Genomic DNA, 22218 nt, shown 5'->3' on the forward strand with positions numbered 1-22218 from the left:
TAATGCCGATGGTAGTGTGGGGCATCCCCATGTGAGAGTAGGTCACCGCCAAGCCTAATATGAACCCCTGATGTGAGTGCATCGGGGGTTTTTGTTATAGCCAGCCAAAGTCTAGCTATAAAAACCATACGCTATGCGTATGGAACCAAATAGCTTAAGCGATGAACAGAAAAAAATCCTCACTATATAATGAACAGGGCTGACAACCGAAATTCAACATATAGGAGGATTATCATGGTAAGTAAAACCAATGATGATTCAAGTCTATCACACACAAAATGGAACTGTAAGTATCACATTGTATTTATCCCGAAGTACAGAAGAAAAGCAATTTATGGAAAGTTAAGAGCAGATATAGGGCAAATATTGAGACAGTTATGTAACTATAAAAATGTCGAGATAATATAAGCATTATGCAATCCCGGATCATATCCATATGCTCTTAAAGATCCCACCTAAAATATATGTATGGAAATAGACCTTTCTGGGCTAAAGGATTTTTTGTCAGCACAGTGGGCTTAAATACAAAAGTTGTGGAGGACTATATAAAGGAATCAAGAAAAAGAAGACATGGTTCAAGATAATTTATCAACGAAAGAACATATTGACCCCTTTAAGGGGGAGCAAGGAAGTAATTAGACACGGTTGTCAGTTTTCACAAGCCCCTTGAGGGGCTTGTGAAGTATAGGCCCTTATAGGGGAGTCTAAAAACCGCACGTTTTACGTGCGGATTGTTATTTATGTTGAGAGATCTTGTGTTTTTTCATACAATCTAACGAATTTTACTTTAAAGGAGATGCAGATGTACTTTGATAACATTAAAGCTGAACTTACTGAAGCAGCAGATGTATTAAATAAATTTTTAGCCGACGAGAATAATATCAAATTAATCCAAAAAGCAGCATTATTGATTTCAGAGAGTTTTAAACAAGGGGGTAAAGTGCTGTCTTGTGGTAATGGCGGTTCTCATTGTGATGCGATGCATTTTGCTGAAGAATTAACAGGGCGTTATCGTGAAAATCGCCCTGGTTACCCAGCAATTGCTATTTCCGATGTTAGCCATTTAAGCTGCGTGAGTAATGATTTTGGCTATGATTATGTATTTTCGCGTTATGTGGAAGCGGTAGGACAAAAAGGTGATGTTTTATTCGGTTTGTCTACTTCAGGAAATTCCAAAAACGTGCTTAATGCTATTGAAGCAGCAAAAGCGAAAGGAATGAAAGTCATTGCCATGACAGGTAAAGATGGCGGTAAAATTGCAGGAATTGCAGATGTAGAAATTCGAGTGCCTCATTTTGGTTATGCAGATCGCATTCAGGAAATTCACATTAAAGTTATTCATATTTTGATGATGTTAATTGAATTTGAAATGGCAAAAACAAATTAATAAAGTGCGGTCGTTTTTTCATATGTTTTTTGAATCCCAAATTTTTTGGGATTTTTTATATCTTAATGTTGCATAATTATTCATAAAATAATAATATATTTTCAATTTTATGATGATTGATACAGAGACTCAGTAAACAATGACAATTAGTGTTAAAAATTTAAATTTTTTTTATGGCTCAAGCCAGGCCTTGTTTGATATTAACTTAGCTGCTGATGATGGTGATGTAGTGGTATTACTGGGGCCTAGTGGTGCAGGCAAAAGTACATTGATTCGAACATTAAATTTATTAGAAGTGCCACAATCGGGTAAATTGAGTATTGCCAATAATCAGTTTGATTTGTCTTCAGATAATGACCCGAAACAACTTCGTCAGTTACGTCGTGATGTAGGTATGGTATTTCAGCAATATAATTTATGGCCGCATATGACCGTATTACAGAATCTTATTGAAGCACCGATGAAAATTCTTGGTGTAAGTGAGCTAGAGGCTAAACAACAAGCATTGGAATTGTTGCAACGTTTACGTTTAGAGGAGTTTGCTGATAGATTTCCGTTGCATTTGTCTGGTGGTCAACAGCAGCGGGTGGCGATTGCACGAGCTTTAATGATGAAACCGCAAGTATTGTTATTTGATGAACCAACCGCTGCATTAGATCCGGAAATTACGGCTCAGATCGTTTCTATTATTGAAGAATTGCAACAAACCGGAATTACGCAAGTTATTGTTACTCATGAAGTAAATGTAGCGAAAAAAGTAGCAACTAAAGTGGTTTATATGGAACAGGGGCGTATCATCGAAATGGGCGATAAGACTTGTTTTGAGAACCCTCAGACGGAGCAGTTTAAACAATATTTATCACACAATATCTAATCTTGAAGGAGAATATTATGAAAAAATTATTATTAAGTGCAATTTTATTAGGCTCTGCAGTAGCGGCCCACGCGCAGGATTTAACTTTTGCTATGGAACCAAGTTACCCACCGTTTGAGTCTACTAATGAAAAAGGTGAAATTATCGGTTTTGATGTGGATATTGCCAACGCTATCTGTAAAGAAATTCAAGCTACCTGCCATTTTAAAGGCGAGGCATTTGATTCTTTGATTACTAATTTAAGATCAAAACGTTTTGATGCGGTTATTTCTGCGATGGATATTACCGAGGCTCGTGGTAAACAAGTATTATTCTCTGACCCATACTACGACAGTACAGCCAGCTACGTAGCCTTGAAAGGCAAAACCACTTTAGAAAATGCGAAAAATGTTGGTGTGCAAAATGGGACGACCTATCAGCAATATACAGTGGCAGAAACAAAACAATATAGCGTGAAATCTTATGCCAGCTTGCAAGATGCGGTACTGGATCTAAAAAATGGGCGTATTGATATTATCTTCGGTGATACCGCAGTACTTGCAGATATGATTTCCAAAGAAGATAACGTCCAGTTTGTTGGCGATAAGGTGAATAATAAAAAATATTTTGGTAATGGCTTTGGTATTGCATTGAATAAATCTAACAAAGAATTAGCAGAAAGCTTCAATAAAGGTTTAGCAGCAATTAAAGCCAATGGCGAATATCAAAAAATCTACGATAAATGGATGACCAAATAATCCCATGTTTTCTGATTATTTTTCTTTAATGTTGACCGCGGCCCTGATGACCTTAGGGCTTGCGGTTTGTTCGTTAGTGTTAGGGCTTTTTTTAGGCATGCTATTTGCCGTGTTAGAAGCTAATCGTTTCGTTGGTAAACCCACCGCGGTGCTTGTTGCCTTATTGCGAGGCTTACCGGAAATTCTGGTCGTATTGCTGGTTTATTTTGGTTCTAGCGAATTAGTGGAATTGCTTACCGGCGAATACATTGAGTTCGGTGCATTCGGTTGTGGTGTATTCGCGCTGTCCTTAATTTTTGCAGCCTATGCTTCACAAACATTGCGTGGTGCTATTCAGGCGATTGTTAAAGGGCAGTGGGAGTCAGGAACAGCGTTGGGATTGAGTAAAGGCTACACTTTCCTTCATATTATCATGCCACAAGTGTGGCGTCATGCATTGCCGGGGTTGAGTAATCAATGGTTGGTGTTATTGAAAGACACAGCGTTGATTTCTTTAATTGGTGTAGATGATCTGATGCGTCAAGCACAGCTGATTAATACGAATACACACCAACCTTTCACTTGGTATGGTATTGCCGCGTTGATTTATCTTTTAGTAACATTAGTGAGTCAAGTTGGTATTCGTAAATTAGAACTGCGTTTTACTCGTTTTGAAAGGGAAGTGTAATTATGTTTCAAGAATATTTAAGCGTGATTGCACAAGGTATTCCTACCAGTTTGCTATTAACTGTTGTGTCATTGTTGATTGCCTTTAGTCTGGCTTTGTTGTTTACCATACTACTTTCTATTGGTAATAAAGTGGTGAAAAGTGCGGTCAATTTATATCTTACTTTATTTACCGGCACGCCTTTATTAGCACAGTTTTTCCTGATTTATGCAGGGCCGGGGCAATTTCAATGGATTGTGAACAGCCCGTTGTGGCTACTGTTTTCTAATGCTTGGTTTTGTGCTGCGTTAGCATTGGCGTTAAATAGTGCGGCCTATTCTACCCAATTATTCCATGGCGCAGTGAAAGCAATTTCTAAAGGCCAATGGGAAAGTTGTGAAGCACTTGGGCTAAGCCGTTTGCAAACCTTGAAAATTTTACTTCCATATGCATTAAAACGGGCCTTGCCTTCGTACTCTAATGAGATCATTTTAGTGTTTAAAGGAACGGCCCTCGCTTCCACGATTACTATTATGGACATCATGGGTTACGCTCGCCAGCTTTATGGCACAGAATATGATGCGCTCACCATTTATGGCATTGCAGGTGGTATTTATCTCGTGATTACCGGTATTGCGACGTTGTTATTGCGTAAACTGGAAAACAAAGTGCTTGCTTTTGAACGGTTGGATATGCGCAGCTAGAATTAAGTGCGGTTATTTTTTCGAATGTTTTTAAATCCCAAATTTATTTGGGATTTTTTATATTTTAAGATTGCATAATTATGCATAAAAATATAATATATTTTCATTATAGAGTGAGTTTTGAACGATGTAAGTCTAATTATCCACCACATCACCAACTTAGAGGAGCATTAAGATGAAAACATTATTACTCGGTAGTTTGCTAATAGGGACAGCAATGGTAACGAATGCACAAAATTTAATTTTTGGTACGGAACCCAGTTATCCGCCTTTTGAGCTGACTAATGAAAAAGGTGAGCTTGTTGGGTTTGATATTGATATTGCACAAGCCATTTGCAAAGAAATTCAAGTCACTTGTCAATTTAGAACGCAGCCTTTTGATGCATTAATTCCTAGTTTGAAAGCCAAACATTTTGATGCTGCAATGTCTGCCATCGATATTACAGAAGCGCGTGCTAAGCAAGTACTGTTTACGGATTCTTATTATGATAATTCAGCCAGTTATGTTGCTTTGAAAGGGAAAATGGATTTAGCGACAGCAAAAAATATTGGTGTGCAGAACGGTTCAACTTTTCAGCAATATACTTTAGCTGAAACCAAACAATATGCGGCGAAAGCTTATGTGAATTTGCAGGATGCTATTTTGGATTTGAAGAATGGACGAATTGATATTGTATTGAGCGATACCGCATTATTGGCAGATATGATGAAAAAAGAACCGGAGCTTCAGTTTGTTGGTGAGAAAGTAGTCAATCCAAAATATTTTGGTAATGGTACGGGGATTGCAGTTCATAAATCCAACAAAGCCTTACAGGAAAGCCTGAATAAAGGGTTGTCCGCGATTAAAGCGAATGGCGAATATCAGAAAATTTATGATAAATGGATGGTAAAGTAATCATTAAGTGAAAAATGGGCAAGATGTTGCCCATTTATTTTTTATGCGTTGTTTGTTATCCAACTTGCCACGATCAACACTAAAGCAAAAATTGCTGCCCAAACTAAGTGGAGTTTAACGCTCTTACGATTAATTTCCTCATTCTGTAAACGACGCTCTTCCAGTTTTTGTTTATAGGCTTCAAGATTCTCCGGTTTAAAGGAAAAACCACAGTTAGGGCAGTATTCTGCACTTTCGCTGATTTTTTTACGGCATTCCGGGCAACGGTGTAACATGACTTCTCCGGTGAGATCAATTTTCAAGAAAAACACAATGTAGCGATTTTTGTTTAAAATACAAGAAATTTATACCGCACTTTTTAGTTCAATTTAAAAACGTGACTGATATCACATTTTGCAAAGATATTCTGAATCGATAGATTGCCGTTTATTTACTTCATTGTAACAGAAGCCTAAAATAGCGCGGCTTTACTCATATAGGAGTAATAGTTAAATATTAACCCGAACACGTTATGTGTTCTTTCCATAGGATTTTCATATGTTGTGGTTCTTCTTCTGTGTTCTGGTGTTGATTTTAGGTTATGCAGTTTATGGCAAAATTATTGAAAAAATCTTTGTCATTAACCCTAAACGTCAAACACCTGCCTACCAAGTCAATGATGGCGTCGACTATATGCCGATGTCTAAAACCAAAATTTGGCTAATCCAATTATTAAACATTGCAGGTACCGGTCCGATTTTTGGTCCGATTCTTGGTGCGTTATACGGGCCTGTCGCTATGTTGTGGATCGTTGTTGGTTGTATTTTTGCCGGTGCGGTACATGACTATTTCTGCGGTATGTTAAGTATTCGTCATGGTGGGGCAACCATGCCTTACTTAGCTGGTAAATTCTTAGGCCGTCCGGTAAAAGTCTTTATCAACGTTTTAGCGCTTGTTCTTCTTTTATTAGTTGGCGTTGTCTTCGTTGCAAGCCCGGCTCAATTAATGGGTACGATCACCATGGACGTCATGGGCGCATCTCAAGGTGCATTGCAATTAGGTGATGCCGAAGCGGTTCATAAGGCTGTTGAAGCCGGTGGTTTAACCGTATGGGGAATGGATAAAGCAACAGTGGTTTCTGTATGGACTGCGATTATTTTTGCTTACTATATTCTTGCAACCTTGTTACCAATTGACAAAATTATTGGCCGTATTTACCCACTCTTTGGTGCGTTATTACTCTTTATGTCTGTAGGTATGGTGTACGGTTTAGTATCCGCGCATTTCAGTGCGGTAGATCCTATCGAATTCTTCCGTACGATTGATGCAGATGGTCAAGGTTTAACATTAGAGAAATTCACACAAAATTTCCAAGTGAAGGGTGATGTACCAATTTGGCCATTATTGTTCTTAACTATTTCTTGTGGCGCATTATCCGGTTTCCACGCAACACAAACTCCATTAATGGCACGTTGTGCTGAAAATGAAAAAGAAGGTCGTTTCATTTTCTACGGAGCGATGATTGCTGAAGGTATTATTGCATTAGTATGGTGCATGGTAGGTCTTGCATTCTATGAGAACCCGCAAGCGTTACAAGATGCGATCGCCGCAGGTTCACCATCTAAAGTAGTATATGACAGCTCATTACACTTCTTAGGTTTCGTTGGTGGTATCTTTGCGGTATTAGGTGTTGTTGTACTTCCAATTACTTCTGGAGATACGGCATTCCGTGCAGCACGTTTACAATTAGCGGAAATTTTCAAAATTGATCAACGTTCACTTCCTAAACGTTTATTAATTGCAGTGCCATTGTTCGTATTAGGTTATTTTGTTTCAACCATCGACTTCAGCGTGTTATGGCGTTACTTCACTTGGGCAAACCAAATGACTGCAATGGTGATGTTATGGACAGCGGCAGCTTATTTATACCGCTATCATAAATTCCACTGGGTGGCATCTATCCCTGCATGGTTTATTACCACTGTCTGTGCAACCTATTTGTATTACAACAAAATCGGTTTCGGTTTAGACTATCAATTGTCAGTTTACCTAGGCTTTGCAACAACAATTGTTTGTGTCGTGTTGTTCTTCGCTTTAGTTAAACGTTCTAATGAAGCTGACCCAGAATCTTTAGTAGATAGCCTTGCGAAATAGCAAAAATATTGACCGCACTTTTAGCGGTAAAAACTAAAATAAAATACCCTGTTGATGAAGATTAACAGGGTATTTTTTATCTGATGATTCCTTCATATCTAAATGCATATTCAACTTAAAAATAGATAAAACTTTCCTGATGCATCTCATTAAATTGCTTGCAACTTATACACACAAATAATAAAATTAATCAAAAGTGGTAAAAAGTGTTTTTTTGTGGAAAATTTTGGGGTTGAACTCCCGAATTGAAATAAACAGAACAACTAAGGTGAGAAAAAATGTTTCGTGGTGCGGCAACGATTAATTTGGATGTGAAGGGAAGAATTTCTATTCCTACCCGTTATCGTGCCGAGCTTTTAGAACAGAACCAGGGACAAATGGTTTGTACCGTAGATATTCGTCAACCTTGTTTATTGCTTTATCCGTTAAAAGAATGGGAAATTATTGAGCAAAAATTGCTCGGGCTTTCTAATTTTGATCCATTACAACGTACCTTACAACGAGTGATGCTGGGTTATGCCACTGAGTGTGAATTGGACAGTGCTGGACGAATTTTAATTAGTGGTCCTTTACGCCAGCACGCTAAATTAGAAAAATCCATCATGCTTGTTGGACAATTAAATAAATTTGAAATTTGGAGCGAGGCCGAGTGGCAGGCTCAAATTGAAAAAGACATGGCATTAGGTGCAACAGATAGCTTTGCACTGTCAGAAGAATTAAAAACGCTGTCATTATAAGAGTAAAACTCACCGAACAGCGGCACTAGCAAAAGATAAGCGGCAATTATGCCGCTCTATCTTATCTTTAAATTATATTTTTATTTTTACATATCACCGGTAATAATTTATGAGTCATTTAGATGCGTTTTCATCAGCTGAACATGTAACGGTTTTATTACATGAAACCGTTGATGGCTTGGCTTTAAAAGAAAACGGCATTTATATTGACGGTACGTTTGGTCGAGGGGGGCATTCCCGATTAATCCTTTCTAAGTTATCGGCTAACGGTAGATTAATTGCCATTGACCGAGACCCTAAAGCTGTAGCTGAAGCCCAAAAAATTCAAGATTCACGATTTCATATCGAACACAGCGCATTTTCAGATATTTTACCTATTTGTGAGAAGTTAAATTTAGTCGGCAAGATTGATGGCATTTTGCTTGATCTTGGTGTGTCATCTCCGCAATTGGATGATGCTGAACGTGGTTTTAGTTTTATGAAAGACGGCCCGTTGGATATGCGAATGGACGACAGTAAGGGCATGTCCGCAGCAGAGTGGCTGCAGCACGTTTCCGAACAAGATTTAGCGTGGGTCTTAAAAACGTTTGGTGAAGAGCGTTTTGCCAAGAAAATTGCCTCAGCCATTGTAAATTACAATAAAAGTGCGGTGCAAAATGGTACTGAATGTTTAACGCGTACATTACAGCTTGCCGAATTAATTGCGCAGACTGTGCCATTCAAAGATAAACATAAACATCCTGCTACTCGAAGCTTTCAGGCCATTCGTATTTTTATTAATTCAGAGTTAGATGAGCTGGAAAAAGTCTTGCAGTCCGCATTAACTGTGTTAGCCCCGGGCGGGCGTTTATCGATTATTAGTTTCCATTCATTGGAAGATCGCATGGTGAAGCATTTTATGCGTAAACAAAGCCAAGGCGAAGATATTCCGAAAGGTTTGCCACTGCGCGAAGACCAAATTCAACGTAATCAAACCTTAAAAGTGATTGGCAAAGCGATTATGCCAAGTGATGAGGAAATTGCCCAAAACCCAAGAGCACGTAGTGCCGTCTTAAGAATTGCGGAGAGATTAAGCTAATGTTAGAAAATAACGATAGATTCCCTTTGCGAAACATTATTCTTGAAGATTTATTTACGTCGAATAAATTGGTGTTGATTTTATTACTGGCGATTACGCTAAGTGCATTAGGAACGGTTTGGCTTACTCATCAAACGCGTGGATTAGTGGCAGAGAAAGGTGATTTGGTTTTACAACATCAAGCGCTTGAAAATGAATATCTTAATTTAAGATTAGAAGAAGCAACCCTCAGCGATAATACACGCATAGAAGCTATTGCCAAGCAATTCGGCATGCAACGAGCAACCCCAGAACAAGAAGTTGTTATTCTCGAATAAACGCGGAAATCACAAATATGGTTAAATTTAATAAGTCAATTAAGCCGATACAAGCGAAAAAGAATAACCCTAAACTGTCGGCACAAAATACCTCTTCGGTAAAACCGAATAAGCCTAAAATGGTTTATGAAAGAAGTTTCTTAAAAGGGCGTTATTTGTGGGCGTTAACCAGTGTTTTCTTGGGCTTGATGGCATTGGTTGCTCAAGCGGCTTATATGCAAATTATCAATGCTGACTCTTTGATGGGGGAGGCGGATAAACGTTCTCTACGCACCCAAGAAATTCAATTTGTTCGCGGCTCTATTCTAGATCGTAATGGCCAACTGTTATCGGTGAGTGTGCCGATGTATTCTGTGGTAGCGGATCCAAAATTTATTTTTGATGAAAATTCGTTAAAAGACAAAGAACGTTGGCAAAAATTGGCGGAAGCGTTAGGGATTTCTTATAGCAATTTGGTTAAGCGCGTTGAAAAAGATCCGAAATCCCGTTTTGTCTATTTATCTCGTCAAATTTCACCAACGCTTGCACAGTATGTTAAAGAATTAAAAATTACCGGCATTATCCTAAAAATGGAAGCGCGCCGCTTTTATCCTCGCGTGGAAGAAACAGCCCATTTGATTGGTTATACCAATATTGATGGCGCAGGTATTGAAGGCATTGAAAAAAGCTTTGATTCCATGTTAGTGGGTAAATCCGGTTCCATGACATATCGTAAAGACCGATTCGGTAACATTGTCGAAAATATTTCTGATGTGAAGAAATATGATGCACAAGACGTGACATTGAGCATTGATGAAAAACTACAATCCATGGTTTACCGCGAAATTAAGAAAGCGGTTGCTGAGAATAAAGCGGAATCCGGCACGGCCGTATTGGTGGATGTGCGTACCGGTGAAGTATTAGCAATGGCCAATGCTCCTTCTTATAACCCAAATAATCGTGTGGGGGTTAAATCCGAGTTAATGCGTAATCGCGCGATTACCGATACCTTTGAGCCGGGTTCTACTGTAAAACCGTTCGTGGTTTTGACCGCACTTCAACGTGGGGCAGTACGTCGTGATGAAATTATTAATACTGGCCCGCTCATCTTGAACGGCCATGAAGTAAAAGACGTTGCACCACGTGATCAGTTAAGTTTAGATGGCATTTTAGAAAACTCCAGTAACCGCGGTGTGAGCCGTTTAGCGCTACGTATGCCACCGAGTGCCTTAATGGAAACCTATCAAAATGCCGGTTTAGGCAAACCGACAGATTTAGGTTTGATTGGGGAGCAATCCGGTTTGTTGAATGCTAACCGTGCTCGTTGGTCTGATATTGAGCGTGCTAACGTCGCTTATGGTTACGGTTTGAATGCAACGCCATTACAAATTGCTCGTGCTTATGTCACTTTGGGTAGCTTTGGTATTTATCGCCCGCTTTCTATTACTAAAGTGGATCCGCCGGTCGTGGGACAACGTGTGTTCTCTGAAAAAATCACGCGTGAAGTTGTCAACATGATGGAAAAAGTTGCGATTAAAAATGGTCGTGCGATGGTCGAAGGCTATCGTGTCGGCATCAAAACCGGTACGGCGAAGAAATTGGAAAATGGTCGCTATGTAGATAAATATGTGGCTTATACCGCTGGTATCGCACCAATTACCGACCCTCGTTATGCTTTGGTGGTGCTGATTAATGATCCGAAAGCAGGGCAGTACTATGGTGGGGCAATTTCCGCACCGGTATTTTCCAGCATCATGAGCTATGCGTTGCGTAGCAATAATGTACCGCCGGATGGCGTTGAAACGGATAAAACAACAAAACGCACTGTTCGTTTGAGTAGTAAAAAGTCAAGTGAAGTCAACTAAATTAGACATAAAGTGCGGTGCGTAAATAAAGCGTTTTTCACTCATTCATTGAGAAAACATTATGTATCGATTAACTCATCTTCTCGGGATTCACATAGCAGAAAATGTGAATCTCACCGAAATGACATTAGACAGTCGAACTGCAAAGGCCGGCTGTCTTTTTGTTGCAATTAAAGGACATCAAACCGACGGTCGTCAATATATTCCGCAAGCGTTGCAAAATGGCGCAAGTGCGGTCATTTTTGAGGCTGATTCTGAGGCGCAACATCTTCAGGTGCGCTACGAACAACAGGTTCCGCTGATTGCTTTTTACCGCTTAAGCGAACATCTATCACATCTTGCCGATGTGTTTTATGAGCACCCTTCCAAACGTTTAACCTTGGTTGGGGTTACCGGTACGAATGGCAAAACAACAACCGCGCAATTATTGGCACAGTGGACACAGATTTTAGGGCATACCAGCGCCGTGATGGGCACCATTGGTAACGGTTTATTTGGCCGAGTCAAAGAAGCAACGAATACCACAGGTTCTGCGGTGGAAATCCAGGCATCACTGGCGGAGTTTGTCGCACAAGGCGCAGATTTTGCGGCGATTGAAGTATCATCTCACGGTTTGGTACAACATCGTGTAGAGTCTGTGCATTTCAGTGCCGCGGTGTTCACTAATTTAAGCCGTGATCACCTTGATTACCATCACACGATGGAAAATTATGCCGCAGCAAAAAAACGTTTATTCAGCGAATTGGATAGCCGCCATCACATTATTGATGCGGATGATCTTGTTGGAGTTGCATGGTTAGCCGACATGCCGGAAGCAGTTGCAGTAAGTACCAACGCAGATTTTGCTCCACAACAAGCCAAATGGTTGAAAGCGGTAAATGTCTCCTTTAATCACAAAGGCGCCAGTATTCAATTTGAATCCTCTTGGGGCAACGGTGAATTACAAAGCGCACTTATTGGCGCATTCAACGTCAGTAATTTATTGTTGGTCATGGCAACCTTGTTGGCACTTGGTTATGACTTAGCCGAACTTATTCGTAGTGCACATAAATTAACCGGCGTATGCGGTCGGATGGAAATGCTGCATGCTCCGCATAAACCGACCGTTATCGTCGATTACGCTCATACACCGGACGCGCTGGAAAAAGCGTTACATGCAGCACGGTTACATTGCCAGGGTAAGCTTTGGTGTATTTTCGGCTGCGGTGGTGATCGCGATAGTGGTAAACGTCCACTTATGGCGAAAATTGCCGAACAGTTGGCGGATAAGGTCATTGCTACGGATGATAATCCCCGTACAGAAGATCATACGCAAATTATGGCGGATATTTTAAAAGGGTTTATTCATCCGCAAGCCGTGCAAGTGATACACCAACGTGAAGAGGCCATTGCCACTGCGATTCAAAGTGCGGTGGAAAATGACGTTATTTTAATTGCCGGCAAAGGGCATGAAGACTATCAAATTATTGGTAAAACGAAGCATCATTTTTCCGATCAGGAAGTTGCCCGTCATTATTTATCTCAGTAATAAAAATTATGATTACATTATCTCTCTCTCAAATCGCCTCCATTTTAGAGGCACAACTTATCGGTGATGGCAACGTGACTGTCGAAAACGTGAGTACAGACAGCCGTAAAGCCGTCAACAATGGGTTGTTTTTTGCGTTGAAAGGCGAAAATTTTGATGCACATGATTATGTTGTTAAAGCGGCTGAGCAAGGTTGTGTCGCCTCTGTCGTTGAACATCCGACAGAGGGCAATATTGCCCAATTAATTGTGAAAGACAGCCGTCTTGCCTTAGGGCAGCTTGCCAAATGGTTGCGTGAGAAAATTAATCCGAAAGTGGTGGCGATGACGGGGTCTTCGGGCAAAACCACGGTAAAAGAAATGACGGCCTCTATCTTGCAACAAAGTGCGGTCGATTTTGACGACGTTTTATTTACCCAAGGCAATTTTAATAACGACATCGGTGTTCCGCTGACGTTATTACGTTTAACCGAAAAACATAAATTTGCAGTGATTGAACTTGGCGCCAATCATATTGGTGAAATTGCCTATACGACGGCCTTGGCGCAGCCTGATGTAGCGTTAGTCAATAATGTCATGGCCGCACATTTAGAAGGTTTTGGTTCTCTTGACGGCGTTGCAACAGCGAAAGGCGAAATTTTCCGCGGGTTAACTCATCATGGCGTTGCCATCATCAACGAAGCGCATAACTATCAACAAAAATGGCAAAAAGAGATTGGGCAACATGCCGTTCAATATTTTGCCTATGACAATCCTCAAGCTGATTTTTATGCGGATGCTATTCACTTCTCTGAAGAAGGGGCGTCTTTTGTATTGCACACGCCACAAGGCAATGTGCAGATTGATTCACCGTATTTAGGCGAACATAACGTATCTAATGCCTTAGCCGCGACCGCGCTGGCAATGAATGTGGGCGCAACGTTAGCGCAGGTAAAAAAAGGATTGGAAACGCCATCCTTAGTGAAAGGGCGTTTATTCCCGATTCATCCTTGTGACAATCTTTTATTATTAGACGACACTTATAACGCCAATGTAGGTTCCATGAAATCAGCGATTTCCGTGTTGCAAAAATATCCGGCTTTTCGCGTCTTTGTTGTTGGTGATATGGGCGAATTAGGCGATAATACACCGCTTTGTCACCAAGAAGTGGGCGAGTTTGCTCAGGCGGCAAAATTGGATTTGGTGATTTCTTTTGGAGGTTCCAGCTCCGTTATAAGTGCGGTCAATTTGGGGCGCCATTTTACTGATAAAACAGAACTTGTCGCTTATTTAACGCCAATTATTAAACAACAATTAACACAACAAAAAGTCGTTGTTTTGGTGAAGGGGTCACGCAGTATGAAAATGGAAGACGTGATCGATTTATTAAAAGGTAATTTTTTATGTTAGTTTGGGTAGCTGAGTTTTTAACCAAATACAATTCTGATTTCCATGTAATTTCCTACATTACAGTGCGCGCTATTTTGGCTCTGTTAACAGCACTTTGGTTGTCCTTATGGATTGGTCCGAAAGTCATTCGTCGCTTACAACTGTTGAAGTTTGGTCAGGTGGTGCGTAATGACGGTCCGGAAAGTCATTTTGCCAAAAAAGGTACACCGACGATGGGCGGTGTCATGATTCTTTTCGCCATCGGTGTAAGCACATTATTATGGGCGGATTTAACCAATCCATATGTTTGGTTTAGCTTGTTCGTTTTATTCGGCTACGGCGCTGTTGGCTTCGTGGACGATTACCGCAAAATTACGCGTAAAAGCACAGACGGTTTAATTGCCCGCTGGAAATATTTTTGGCTTTCCGTTATTGCCTTAGTAGCGATTTTCGGTATGTATGCGATCGGTAAAGACACCGATGCAACCCGCTTGGTTGTGCCATTCTTTAAAGAATTTATGCCGCAATTGGGCATTTTTTATATTGTATTGGCTTACTTTGTTATTGTCGGTTCCAGCAATGCCGTGAATTTAACGGATGGGCTAGATGGTCTAGCGATTGTACCGACCGTGATGGTGGCAGGCGCATTTGCATTGGTGGCTTGGGCGACAGGTAACATCAATTTTGCGGAATACTTGCACATTCCATACCTGAAATTCAGCGCGGAACTGACCGTGTTCTGTACCGCGATTGTCGGTGCAGGTCTTGGGTTCTTGTGGTTTAACACTTACCCTGCGCAAGTGTTTATGGGCGATGTCGGCTCATTAGCGTTGGGTGGCGCGTTAGGCGTGATTGCCGTATTGGTGCGCCAAGAGTTTCTATTACTGATCATGGGCGGTGTGTTCGTCATGGAAACGCTGTCCGTGATTTTACAAGTGGGTTCTTACAAATTACGTAACAAACAACGCATTTTCCTGATGGCACCGATTCATCATCATTTCGAGAAAAAAGGCTGGCCGGAGCCACGTGTTATTGTGCGTTTTTGGATCATTTCCTTAATGCTGGTATTAATTGGTTTAGTGACCTTAAAACTACGTTAATCACCCCAAAAGAGCGGTCATTTTTGAGAGAGAATTTCATGCAATATCAAGATAAAAAAGTCACTGTTATCGGACTTGGTAAAACAGGGTTGTCCTGTGTTGATTTTCTGCGCGCTAAACATGCTGATGTTCGTGTTATTGATACGCGCAATGCACCGGCAGGAGCAGAACAACTTGATAAAGCTATTCCTCTGCACACCGGCAGTTTAAACCAGCAATGGCTCTTAGAAAGCGATTTGATCGTGATTAGCCCGGGGCTTGCGGTAAAAACGCCAGAAATTCAGACCGCACTTCAAGCCGGTGTCGAAGTCATCGGCGATATCGAATTATTTTGTCGTGAAGCGGATAAACCGATTGTGGCGATTACCGGTTCTAATGGGAAAAGTACAGTAACCACATTGGTTGCAGAAATGGCAAAAGCTGCCGGATTAAGCGTTGGTATGGGGGGGAATATCGGCATTCCTGCGCTTTCTCTATTAAATCAATCACATGATATTTACGTTTTGGAGCTTTCCAGCTTCCAGTTAGAAACCACTTATTCGCTAAAAACCGTGGCTGCAACGGTGTTGAACGTTACCGAAGATCATATGAATCGTTACGTGGATTTGCAGGATTATCGCCATGCGAAATTAAAAATCTACGACAATTGCCAAACGGCGGTTGTAAACGGAGAAGACCCGCTTACCTTGCCAACCACTCAACACCCGGAAAAACAAGTCAGTTTTGCGGAACATCATGCGGATTATTGGCTGAAAAATGAAAATCGGAAAACCTATTTAATGGCGCGTGATGAGGTGATTTTAGCTTGTGATGAAATGAAATTAACGGGTCGCCATAATTACATGAATGCCTTGGCCGCAATTGCCTTGGCACAAGCCGCCGGTATTAATTTGCCGGGAATTCAGACCGCACTTCGCGAGTTCGGTGGCTTGGAACATCGTTTCCAAGTGGCGCATATGGCGAACGGAGTGCGTTGGATCAATGATTCCAAGGCAACAAATGTCGGTAGTACAGTTGCTGCATTAACCGGTTTACAGGTCGCCGGGAAACTCTATTTATTACTCGGTGGTGATGGCAAAGGCGCAGATTTTTCTGAATTGGCGACATTAATTAATCAACCACACATTTTTTGTTATTGTTTTGGACAGGATGGTAAACAGTTAGCTGCACTTTCGTCACAAAGTCAATTATTCGACACTATGGAGCAGGCCATTGCAGCAATTCGTCCGCAGTTACAAGCGGGAGATATGGTGTTGTTATCCCCGGCCTGTGCAAGCTTGGACCAATACCCTTGTTTTGAAGCTCGTGGCGATGAGTTCACACGTTTGGCTCGTTTAAGTTAAAGACGGATTTTATTCATGGAATTTTGGGCTAAACTGAAAACAACTTGGCAACAAACGACGACGATTACGCCGGCGAGTTTACTATATGATCGTGCGTTATTGTGGTTGTATCTCGTGCTATTGCTTATTGGTTTACTGGCGGTGTCTTCCGCTTCCATTCCGGTAGGAACACGCTTACATGGCGATCCGTTTTATTTTGCCAAGCGGGATATGATTTATATTTTTCTTTCCTGCGTAACCTGTTATTTCACTTTGCAAATTTCCATGGATAAATGGGAAAAATGGCATGTTAGATTGTTTGGCATTGCGTTGGTTTTGCTTTTCCTTGTGATGATCCCTGGTATTGGGCGAGAGGTGAATGGTGCCCGTCGTTGGATCCCAATGGTTTTATTCAATTTTCAACCGGCGGAATTTGCCAAGTTAGCCTTAACTTGTTTCCTCGCCAGTTATTTTACCCGTCGTTATGATGAGGTGCGTAGTCGCAAGTTAAGTGCGGTTAAGCCATTTTTGGTCATGGGATTGTTAGGTTGTTTCTTATTGATGCAGCCAGACTTAGGTAGCACCGTCGTTTTATTTGTCATTACCTTCGGTTTGCTATTTATTATCGGTGCAAAATTTGGACAATTCCTTCTTTTATTTGGTTTTGCTGCATTGATGTTCGTGTGGCTGGTACTTTCTTCTGCTTATCGTCTTAAACGTATCACCGGCTTTATGGACCCCTTCAAAGACCCTTACGGCACCGGTTTCCAATTATCCAACTCTTTAATGGCATTCGGTCGAGGCGGATTTTTCGGTGAAGGGTTAGGCAATTCCGTACTGAAACTAGAATATTTACCGGAAGCGCACACTGACTTTGTTATGGCAATCGTGGGTGAAGAATTTGGCTTTTTCGGCATTTTAGTGATTATTATTTTGCTTGGTTTATTGGTTTTCCGCGCCATGAAAATTGGACGAGAATCTCTAATATTAGAGCAACGTTTTAAAGGCTTTTTGGCTTTCGGTATCAGCTTTTGGATTTTCTTCCAAGGTTTTGTAAACCTTGGTATGGCTCTCGGCATGTTGCCAACGAAAGGCTTAACCTTCCCACTGATCAGTTACGGTGGCTCCAGTATTATCATTATGTCGGTCACTGTCGGCATATTATTGCGCATTGACCACGAAAACCGCCTCATGCGCGGTGGTCAAGCAAGATTGCGAGACGATTAAAGCCTAAAGTGCGGTCATTTTTTTGAGTGTTTTTAGAGAAAAGATATGGGTAAAAAATTATTAGTGATGGCAGGTGGAACAGGCGGACATGTTTTTCCTGCCATTGCCGTTGCACAAGAATTACAACAGCAAGGTTGGGAAATTCGCTGGCTGGGCACCAAAGATCGTATGGAAGCCCAACTCGTACCAAAACATGGCATTCCCATTGAATTTATCCAAATTTCAGGTTTACGCGGCAAGGGCATCAAGAGTTTATTATTGGCGCCTTTTGCTATTTTGCGCGCGGTGTGTCAGGCGCGTAAAATTATTCAACAATACCAACCTAACGCGGTATTAGGTATGGGGGGCTATGTTTCGGGCCCGGGCGGTATTGCGGCAAAACTTTGCGGTGTGCCGGTAGTATTGCATGAACAAAATGCTATAGCAGGATTAACTAACAATTGGTTATCCAAAATTGCTGCTCGAGTATTGCAAGCCTTCCCAAATGCCTTTCCTCATGCTGAAGTGGTGGGAAATCCCGTACGCCGTGATTTATTCCAAACAGAAGCCCCAGAAACACGTTTTGCTGCGCGTGATCATAGGTTACGTATTTTAGTGGTCGGCGGTAGCCAAGGGGCGCGCGTGTTAAATCAAACTGTGCCAAAAGTCGCAGAGAAACTCAGTGCGCAAGGTTTGGAGATTTATGTGCGTCACCAGGTCGGCAAGGGCAATTTAGCAGGCATTGAGGAAATCTATCAGGCAAATCAAAATGGCGTGGCGACTGAATTTATCGATGATATGGCAGAAGCTTATGCTTGGGCGGATATCGTTATTTGTCGTTCGGGGGCATTGACGGTGTGCGAATTGGCGGCAGTAGGTGTACCGGCTATTTTCGTGCCTTTCCAACATAAAGACCGTCAGCAATTTTTGAATGCCAAATATTTAGCGGATGCGGGGGCTGCGCTGATCATTGAGCAACCGGAATTTACCGAAGAGCGTCTCTTGAATGCGTTAACCCCGCTGTTGGCAGATCGTGAAACATTATTAGCCATGGCGTTAAAGGCAAAAAGTAAGGCAACACCGTTAGCGGCTAAGCGGGTCGCTGACGTGATTGAAGACGTGGCAAATTAAATTAAAAGTGCGGTCGTTTTTTCAACTGTTTTGAGCGATCGGGTAAAAAGGACATATTCATGGATAACTATCATCAACAGATTAGAGACATCATTCCGGAAATGCGCCGAGTGAAGCAAATTCATTTTATCGGTATCGGTGGCGCGGGGATGTGTGGTATTGCCGAAATTTTATTGAATGAGGGATATCATATTTCCGGTTCTGATATTGCGGAAAGTGCGGTGACTCAGCGTTTAACTTGTGCAGGCGCAACAGTTTTTATTGGACACAAAGCAGAAAATATTACCGGTGCCAGTGTGGTGGTGATTTCTTCTGCGATTCGTGATGATAACCCTGAAGTGGTGGCGGCAAAAGAAGCGCGTATTCCGGTGATTCAACGTGCGCAAATGTTGGCGGAATTAATGCGTTTTCGTCATGGCATTGCGGTTGCCGGTACGCACGGTAAAACGACGACCACCGCGATGGTTTCTATGATTTATGCGGAAGCAGGTTTGGATCCGACTTTTGTGAATGGTGGTTTGGTGAAATCGGCTGGGACGAATGCACATTTAGGGCGTAGTCGTTATTTGATTGCTGAGGCTGATGAAAGTGATGCCTCTTTCTTGCATTTGCAACCGATGATTTCTATCGTGACCAATATTGAGCCGGATCACATGGATACCTATCACGGTGATTTTGATGAAATGAAGCAAACCTATGTGAATTTCTTACATAACTTGCCATTTTATGGTCTAGCCGTGTTATGTGCTGATGATGCTGATTTGATGAGTTTAGCGCCACAAGTTGGGCGTCAGGTGATTACTTACGGTTTCAGTGAGAATGCCGATTATCGTATTGAAGATTATCAGCAAACCGGTTTCCAAGGACATTACACGGTGATTTGCCCGAACGGTGAACGTATTGATGTATTGCTGAATGTGCCGGGACGCCATAATGCCTTAAATGCAACGGCAGCATTGGTTGTTGCCAAAGAAGAAGGCATTAAAAAAGAAGCGATTTTAGCGGCGTTAGCCGACTTCCAAGGTGCAGGGCGTCGTTTCGATCAGTTAGGACAATTTATTCGCCCGAACGGTAAAGTGATGTTGGTGGACGATTATGGACACCATCCGACGGAAGTGGGCGTTACCATTCAAGCGGCGCGTCAAGGTTGGGAAAATAAACGGATTGTGATGATTTTCCAACCGCACCGTTATTCCCGCACCCGCGATTTATTTGATGACTTTGTGCAAGTCTTATCTCAGGTCGATGCCTTGATTATGTTGGATGTGTATCCCGCCGGCGAGGCACCGATTGTGGGCGCTGATAGTAAAGCGTTATGCCGTTCTATTCGCAATCTTGGTAAAGTGGACCCGGTTTTGGTGTCTGATACAGCGCAATTAGGTGAGGTGCTTGATCATGTCATTCAAGATGGGGATTTAATTTTGGCGCAAGGCGCCGGTAGCGTGAGTAAGCTTTCACGCCAGTTAGTCGAACGTTGGACAAAAGAATAAGTGGATAGCAAGATGAGTAAAACATTAAAACAAGAAAAAATCGCCGTATTATTGGGCGGAACCTCAGCTGAGCGTGAGGTGTCTTTAAATTCAGGAACCGCAGTATTAAATGCGTTGCGCAAACAAGGGTATGACGCTCACCCAATTGATCCGAAAGAATTTCCGGTGGCGACATTAAAAGAGCAAGGGTTTGATCGTGTCTTTAACATTTTGCATGGCCGCGGTGGTGAAGACGGCACGATGCAAGGGTTGTTGGAGCAAATCGGTATTCCTTATACCGGCTGTGGCGTGATGACCTCTGCGCTTACTATGGACAAAATGCGTACCAAAATGTTGTGGAAAGCCTTTGGGTTGCCGGTTGCTGAAATGGAAATCGTTACCGTGGAAAATAGAGCAAACTTAACCCCTGAGTCAGTGGTCAAAAAACTCGGCTTACCGTTGATGGTGAAACCCTCTTTAGAAGGGTCTAGTGTGGGGTTAACCAAAGTGAAAGCGATTGATGAGTTGGAAAGTGCGGTGGATTTTGCACTTAAATTTGATCGCACCGTACTCATTGAAGAATGGCTCGCCGGTGATGAATTCACTGTGCCGGTACTGGATAACGAAGTGTTACCTTCCATTAAAATCGTGCCGGAAGGTGAGTTCTATGATTATGATGCAAAATACATTTCTGATAATACACAGTATTTTTGTCCGGCTGGGTTAAGTGATGAACGTGAGCAGGAGCTTCGCCATTTAGTTAAGCAGGCCTATGATGTAGTGGGGTGCCGTGGTTGGAGCCGTATTGATGTGATTGCGGATGCGGAAGGAAAATTTCGTTTAGTGGAAGTCAACACGAATCCAGGCATGACTAGCCATAGTTTATTCCCAAAATCAGCGGCAACGGTCGGTTACTCTTTTGGACAGTTGGTTGAGAGAATTTTAGAGTTGAGTGCGGAATGAATTTACTAAAACGCAAAACCACACAAAATATAAGATATGGTGAGCCGAAACCCAAAGTTTTTGTGCAAATTAAATTATTACTTGTGCTATTATGCGTTGGCATATTGTTCTATTCTTATTCAAATTGGCAAAATTTCCTAGAAAAATTAGATAGTAAGCCTATCAGTGCTTTTGCGTTGGTTGGCTCGCCCAATTTCACGACAGATGCTGATGTGCGTGATGCTTTATTAAAAATGGGCGATTTAAAAGGCTTTTTTGGTCAAGATATTGATGCCATTCGTGAACAAATTGAAACAATGCCTTGGGTAAAAGGGGCGGTTGTTCGCAAAATGTGGCCGAACAGATTGAGCATTTGGGTAACGGAATATAAACCGATTGCTATTTGGAATGAAAGTGACTTTTTGTCCGAGGATGGTGCAGTTTTCCAATTGCCAATGAGTAAGTTAAAAGAAACTCATTTACCTCGTTTAGCCGGCCCTGACTTCCAAAGTGAAAAAGTGTTGGATGCATGGAATAGAATTTATGCCGATTTAAAACAGAAAGGTTTAACGCTTAAAGCGGTAGCCATTGATGCACGTGGTGCTTGGCAAGTCGTGCTGGATAATGATGTGGTACTGAAGCTAGGACGTGGAGAATGGAAAACAAAACTGGATCGTTTTGTCACAATTTATCCCCAAATTGAAGTGCCTGAAAATAAGAAAATATCCTATGTCGATTTGCGTTATGCTTCTGGTGCTACAGTGGGTATGGTTGATTTAAATTAATTATTAAGTGCGAAGT

21 protein-coding genes and 1 pseudogene are annotated in these 22218 nt (G+C 41.7%); 21 read left to right on the forward strand and 1 reads right to left on the reverse strand.

Annotated elements, in window-relative coordinates; translation table 11 throughout:
* Nucleotides 1-234: 234 nt before the first annotated feature.
* From tnpA to DK415_RS05445, 7 genes and pseudogenes are all read left to right on the forward strand, one after another.
* A pseudogene (gene tnpA, locus DK415_RS05415) lies at nucleotides 235-639 on the forward strand (IS200/IS605 family transposase).
* A gap of 163 nt (nucleotides 640-802) precedes the next feature.
* Nucleotides 803-1387, forward strand: a complete 585-nt coding sequence (gene lpcA / locus DK415_RS05420) for a D-sedoheptulose 7-phosphate isomerase (protein ID WP_109432780.1) — start codon at nucleotides 803-805, stop codon at nucleotides 1385-1387.
* A 139-nt stretch (nucleotides 1388-1526) separates the two neighbouring features.
* A complete protein-coding gene (gene artP, locus DK415_RS05425) occupies nucleotides 1527-2261 on the forward strand; it encodes an arginine ABC transporter ATP-binding protein ArtP (RefSeq protein WP_109432781.1) in 735 nt (244 codons plus the stop codon).
* A gap of 17 nt (nucleotides 2262-2278) precedes the next feature.
* Nucleotides 2279-2998 (forward strand): lysine/arginine/ornithine ABC transporter substrate-binding protein, encoded by a 720-nt coding sequence (locus tag DK415_RS05430; RefSeq protein ID WP_109432782.1) that lies wholly within the window; start codon nucleotides 2279-2281, stop codon nucleotides 2996-2998.
* A 4-nt stretch (nucleotides 2999-3002) separates the two neighbouring features.
* Complete coding sequence (gene artQ, locus DK415_RS05435; protein ID WP_109432783.1) at nucleotides 3003-3665, forward strand: arginine ABC transporter permease ArtQ; 663 nt, start codon at nucleotides 3003-3005, stop codon at nucleotides 3663-3665.
* Between the two features lie 2 nt (nucleotides 3666-3667).
* Nucleotides 3668-4348 carry an arginine ABC transporter permease ArtM gene (gene artM / locus DK415_RS05440; protein ID WP_109432784.1) on the forward strand — a complete coding sequence of 227 codons (681 nt, stop codon included), beginning with the start codon at nucleotides 3668-3670 and terminating at the stop codon, nucleotides 4346-4348.
* Nucleotides 4349-4523: 175 nt separating this feature from the next.
* Nucleotides 4524-5243 (forward strand): lysine/arginine/ornithine ABC transporter substrate-binding protein, encoded by a 720-nt coding sequence (locus DK415_RS05445; protein WP_109432785.1) that lies wholly within the window; start codon nucleotides 4524-4526, stop codon nucleotides 5241-5243.
* 41 nt (nucleotides 5244-5284) lie between these two features.
* Here DK415_RS05445 and DK415_RS05450 read toward each other — a convergent pair whose 3' ends face one another.
* Entirely contained in the window at nucleotides 5285-5518 is a 234-nt protein-coding gene (locus tag DK415_RS05450; protein WP_109432786.1) for a zinc ribbon domain-containing protein, read from the reverse strand.
* A 262-nt stretch (nucleotides 5519-5780) separates the two neighbouring features.
* Between DK415_RS05450 and DK415_RS05455 the strand changes: the two genes are divergently transcribed.
* The 14 genes from DK415_RS05455 (at nucleotide 5781) to DK415_RS05520 (ending at nucleotide 22202) form a co-directional block, all read left to right on the forward strand.
* Nucleotides 5781-7376: a carbon starvation CstA family protein gene (locus DK415_RS05455; protein WP_109432787.1), complete on the forward strand. Its 1596-nt coding sequence runs from the start codon at nucleotides 5781-5783 to the stop codon at nucleotides 7374-7376.
* Nucleotides 7377-7654: 278 nt separating this feature from the next.
* Complete coding sequence (mraZ, locus tag DK415_RS05460; protein ID WP_006717293.1) at nucleotides 7655-8113, forward strand: division/cell wall cluster transcriptional repressor MraZ; 459 nt, start codon at nucleotides 7655-7657, stop codon at nucleotides 8111-8113.
* Nucleotides 8114-8222: 109 nt separating this feature from the next.
* Nucleotides 8223-9191 carry a 16S rRNA (cytosine(1402)-N(4))-methyltransferase RsmH gene (gene rsmH, locus DK415_RS05465; RefSeq protein ID WP_109432788.1) on the forward strand — a complete coding sequence of 323 codons (969 nt, stop codon included), beginning with the start codon at nucleotides 8223-8225 and terminating at the stop codon, nucleotides 9189-9191.
* Entirely contained in the window at nucleotides 9191-9508 is a 318-nt protein-coding gene (gene ftsL, locus DK415_RS05470) for a cell division protein FtsL (RefSeq protein WP_006717295.1), read from the forward strand. The genes rsmH and ftsL overlap by 1 nt, the downstream gene beginning before the upstream one ends.
* A 17-nt stretch (nucleotides 9509-9525) precedes the next feature.
* Entirely contained in the window at nucleotides 9526-11352 is a 1827-nt protein-coding gene (gene ftsI / locus DK415_RS05475; protein ID WP_109432789.1) for a peptidoglycan glycosyltransferase FtsI, read from the forward strand.
* A 61-nt stretch (nucleotides 11353-11413) separates the two neighbouring features.
* Nucleotides 11414-12880, forward strand: a complete 1467-nt coding sequence (murE, locus tag DK415_RS05480) for a UDP-N-acetylmuramoyl-L-alanyl-D-glutamate--2,6-diaminopimelate ligase (protein ID WP_109432790.1) — start codon at nucleotides 11414-11416, stop codon at nucleotides 12878-12880.
* Nucleotides 12881-12888: 8 nt separating this feature from the next.
* The gene (murF, locus tag DK415_RS05485) at nucleotides 12889-14268 is read left to right on the forward strand and encodes a UDP-N-acetylmuramoyl-tripeptide--D-alanyl-D-alanine ligase (RefSeq protein ID WP_109432791.1); all 1380 of its coding nucleotides are present in this window, start codon (nucleotides 12889-12891) and stop codon (nucleotides 14266-14268) included.
* A complete protein-coding gene (gene mraY, locus DK415_RS05490; RefSeq protein WP_109432792.1) occupies nucleotides 14262-15347 on the forward strand; it encodes a phospho-N-acetylmuramoyl-pentapeptide-transferase in 1086 nt (361 codons plus the stop codon). Before murF ends, mraY begins: the two co-directional genes overlap by 7 nt.
* A gap of 38 nt (nucleotides 15348-15385) precedes the next feature.
* Entirely contained in the window at nucleotides 15386-16690 is a 1305-nt protein-coding gene (murD, locus tag DK415_RS05495) for a UDP-N-acetylmuramoyl-L-alanine--D-glutamate ligase (RefSeq protein WP_109432793.1), read from the forward strand.
* Nucleotides 16691-16705: 15 nt separating this feature from the next.
* Nucleotides 16706-17896, forward strand: coding sequence for a putative lipid II flippase FtsW (gene ftsW, locus DK415_RS05500; protein WP_109432794.1), 1191 nt, complete (start codon nucleotides 16706-16708; stop codon nucleotides 17894-17896).
* Nucleotides 17897-17941: 45 nt separating this feature from the next.
* The gene (gene murG / locus DK415_RS05505; RefSeq protein WP_109432795.1) at nucleotides 17942-19006 is read left to right on the forward strand and encodes an undecaprenyldiphospho-muramoylpentapeptide beta-N-acetylglucosaminyltransferase; all 1065 of its coding nucleotides are present in this window, start codon (nucleotides 17942-17944) and stop codon (nucleotides 19004-19006) included.
* Nucleotides 19007-19065: 59 nt separating this feature from the next.
* A complete protein-coding gene (gene murC, locus DK415_RS05510) occupies nucleotides 19066-20496 on the forward strand; it encodes a UDP-N-acetylmuramate--L-alanine ligase (protein WP_109432796.1) in 1431 nt (476 codons plus the stop codon).
* Nucleotides 20497-20508: 12 nt separating this feature from the next.
* Nucleotides 20509-21438, forward strand: coding sequence for a D-alanine--D-alanine ligase (locus DK415_RS05515; RefSeq protein ID WP_109432797.1), 930 nt, complete (start codon nucleotides 20509-20511; stop codon nucleotides 21436-21438).
* Nucleotides 21435-22202, forward strand: coding sequence for a cell division protein FtsQ/DivIB (locus tag DK415_RS05520; RefSeq protein ID WP_006717319.1), 768 nt, complete (start codon nucleotides 21435-21437; stop codon nucleotides 22200-22202). The genes DK415_RS05515 and DK415_RS05520 overlap by 4 nt, the downstream gene beginning before the upstream one ends.
* The last annotated feature ends 16 nt before the right edge of the window (nucleotides 22203-22218 follow it).

It is taken from the genome of Aggregatibacter segnis, assembly GCF_003130075.1.
Lineage (GTDB): Bacteria > Pseudomonadota > Gammaproteobacteria > Enterobacterales > Pasteurellaceae > Aggregatibacter > Aggregatibacter segnis_A.

What these genes read in the sequence shown, in the direction of transcription:
- lpcA (WP_109432780.1), top strand. Translation starts at nt 803, where the DNA reads ATGTACTTTGATAACATTAAAGCTGAACTTACTGAAGCAGCAGATGTA.
- artP (WP_109432781.1), top strand. Translation starts at nt 1,527, where the DNA reads ATGACAATTAGTGTTAAAAATTTAAATTTTTTTTATGGCTCAAGCCAG.
- DK415_RS05430 (WP_109432782.1), top strand. Translation starts at nt 2,279, where the DNA reads ATGAAAAAATTATTATTAAGTGCAATTTTATTAGGCTCTGCAGTAGCG.
- artQ (WP_109432783.1), top strand. Translation starts at nt 3,003, where the DNA reads ATGTTTTCTGATTATTTTTCTTTAATGTTGACCGCGGCCCTGATGACC.
- artM (WP_109432784.1), top strand. Translation starts at nt 3,668, where the DNA reads ATGTTTCAAGAATATTTAAGCGTGATTGCACAAGGTATTCCTACCAGT.
- DK415_RS05445 (WP_109432785.1), top strand. Translation starts at nt 4,524, where the DNA reads ATGAAAACATTATTACTCGGTAGTTTGCTAATAGGGACAGCAATGGTA.
- DK415_RS05450 (WP_109432786.1), bottom strand. Translation starts at nt 5,518, where the DNA reads ATGTTACACCGTTGCCCGGAATGCCGTAAAAAAATCAGCGAAAGTGCA.
- DK415_RS05455 (WP_109432787.1), top strand. Translation starts at nt 5,781, where the DNA reads ATGTTGTGGTTCTTCTTCTGTGTTCTGGTGTTGATTTTAGGTTATGCA.
- mraZ (WP_006717293.1), top strand. Translation starts at nt 7,655, where the DNA reads ATGTTTCGTGGTGCGGCAACGATTAATTTGGATGTGAAGGGAAGAATT.
- rsmH (WP_109432788.1), top strand. Translation starts at nt 8,223, where the DNA reads ATGAGTCATTTAGATGCGTTTTCATCAGCTGAACATGTAACGGTTTTA.
- ftsL (WP_006717295.1), top strand. Translation starts at nt 9,191, where the DNA reads ATGTTAGAAAATAACGATAGATTCCCTTTGCGAAACATTATTCTTGAA.
- ftsI (WP_109432789.1), top strand. Translation starts at nt 9,526, where the DNA reads ATGGTTAAATTTAATAAGTCAATTAAGCCGATACAAGCGAAAAAGAAT.
- murE (WP_109432790.1), top strand. Translation starts at nt 11,414, where the DNA reads ATGTATCGATTAACTCATCTTCTCGGGATTCACATAGCAGAAAATGTG.
- murF (WP_109432791.1), top strand. Translation starts at nt 12,889, where the DNA reads ATGATTACATTATCTCTCTCTCAAATCGCCTCCATTTTAGAGGCACAA.
- mraY (WP_109432792.1), top strand. Translation starts at nt 14,262, where the DNA reads ATGTTAGTTTGGGTAGCTGAGTTTTTAACCAAATACAATTCTGATTTC.
- murD (WP_109432793.1), top strand. Translation starts at nt 15,386, where the DNA reads ATGCAATATCAAGATAAAAAAGTCACTGTTATCGGACTTGGTAAAACA.
- ftsW (WP_109432794.1), top strand. Translation starts at nt 16,706, where the DNA reads ATGGAATTTTGGGCTAAACTGAAAACAACTTGGCAACAAACGACGACG.
- murG (WP_109432795.1), top strand. Translation starts at nt 17,942, where the DNA reads ATGGGTAAAAAATTATTAGTGATGGCAGGTGGAACAGGCGGACATGTT.
- murC (WP_109432796.1), top strand. Translation starts at nt 19,066, where the DNA reads ATGGATAACTATCATCAACAGATTAGAGACATCATTCCGGAAATGCGC.
- DK415_RS05515 (WP_109432797.1), top strand. Translation starts at nt 20,509, where the DNA reads ATGAGTAAAACATTAAAACAAGAAAAAATCGCCGTATTATTGGGCGGA.
- DK415_RS05520 (WP_006717319.1), top strand. Translation starts at nt 21,435, where the DNA reads ATGAATTTACTAAAACGCAAAACCACACAAAATATAAGATATGGTGAG.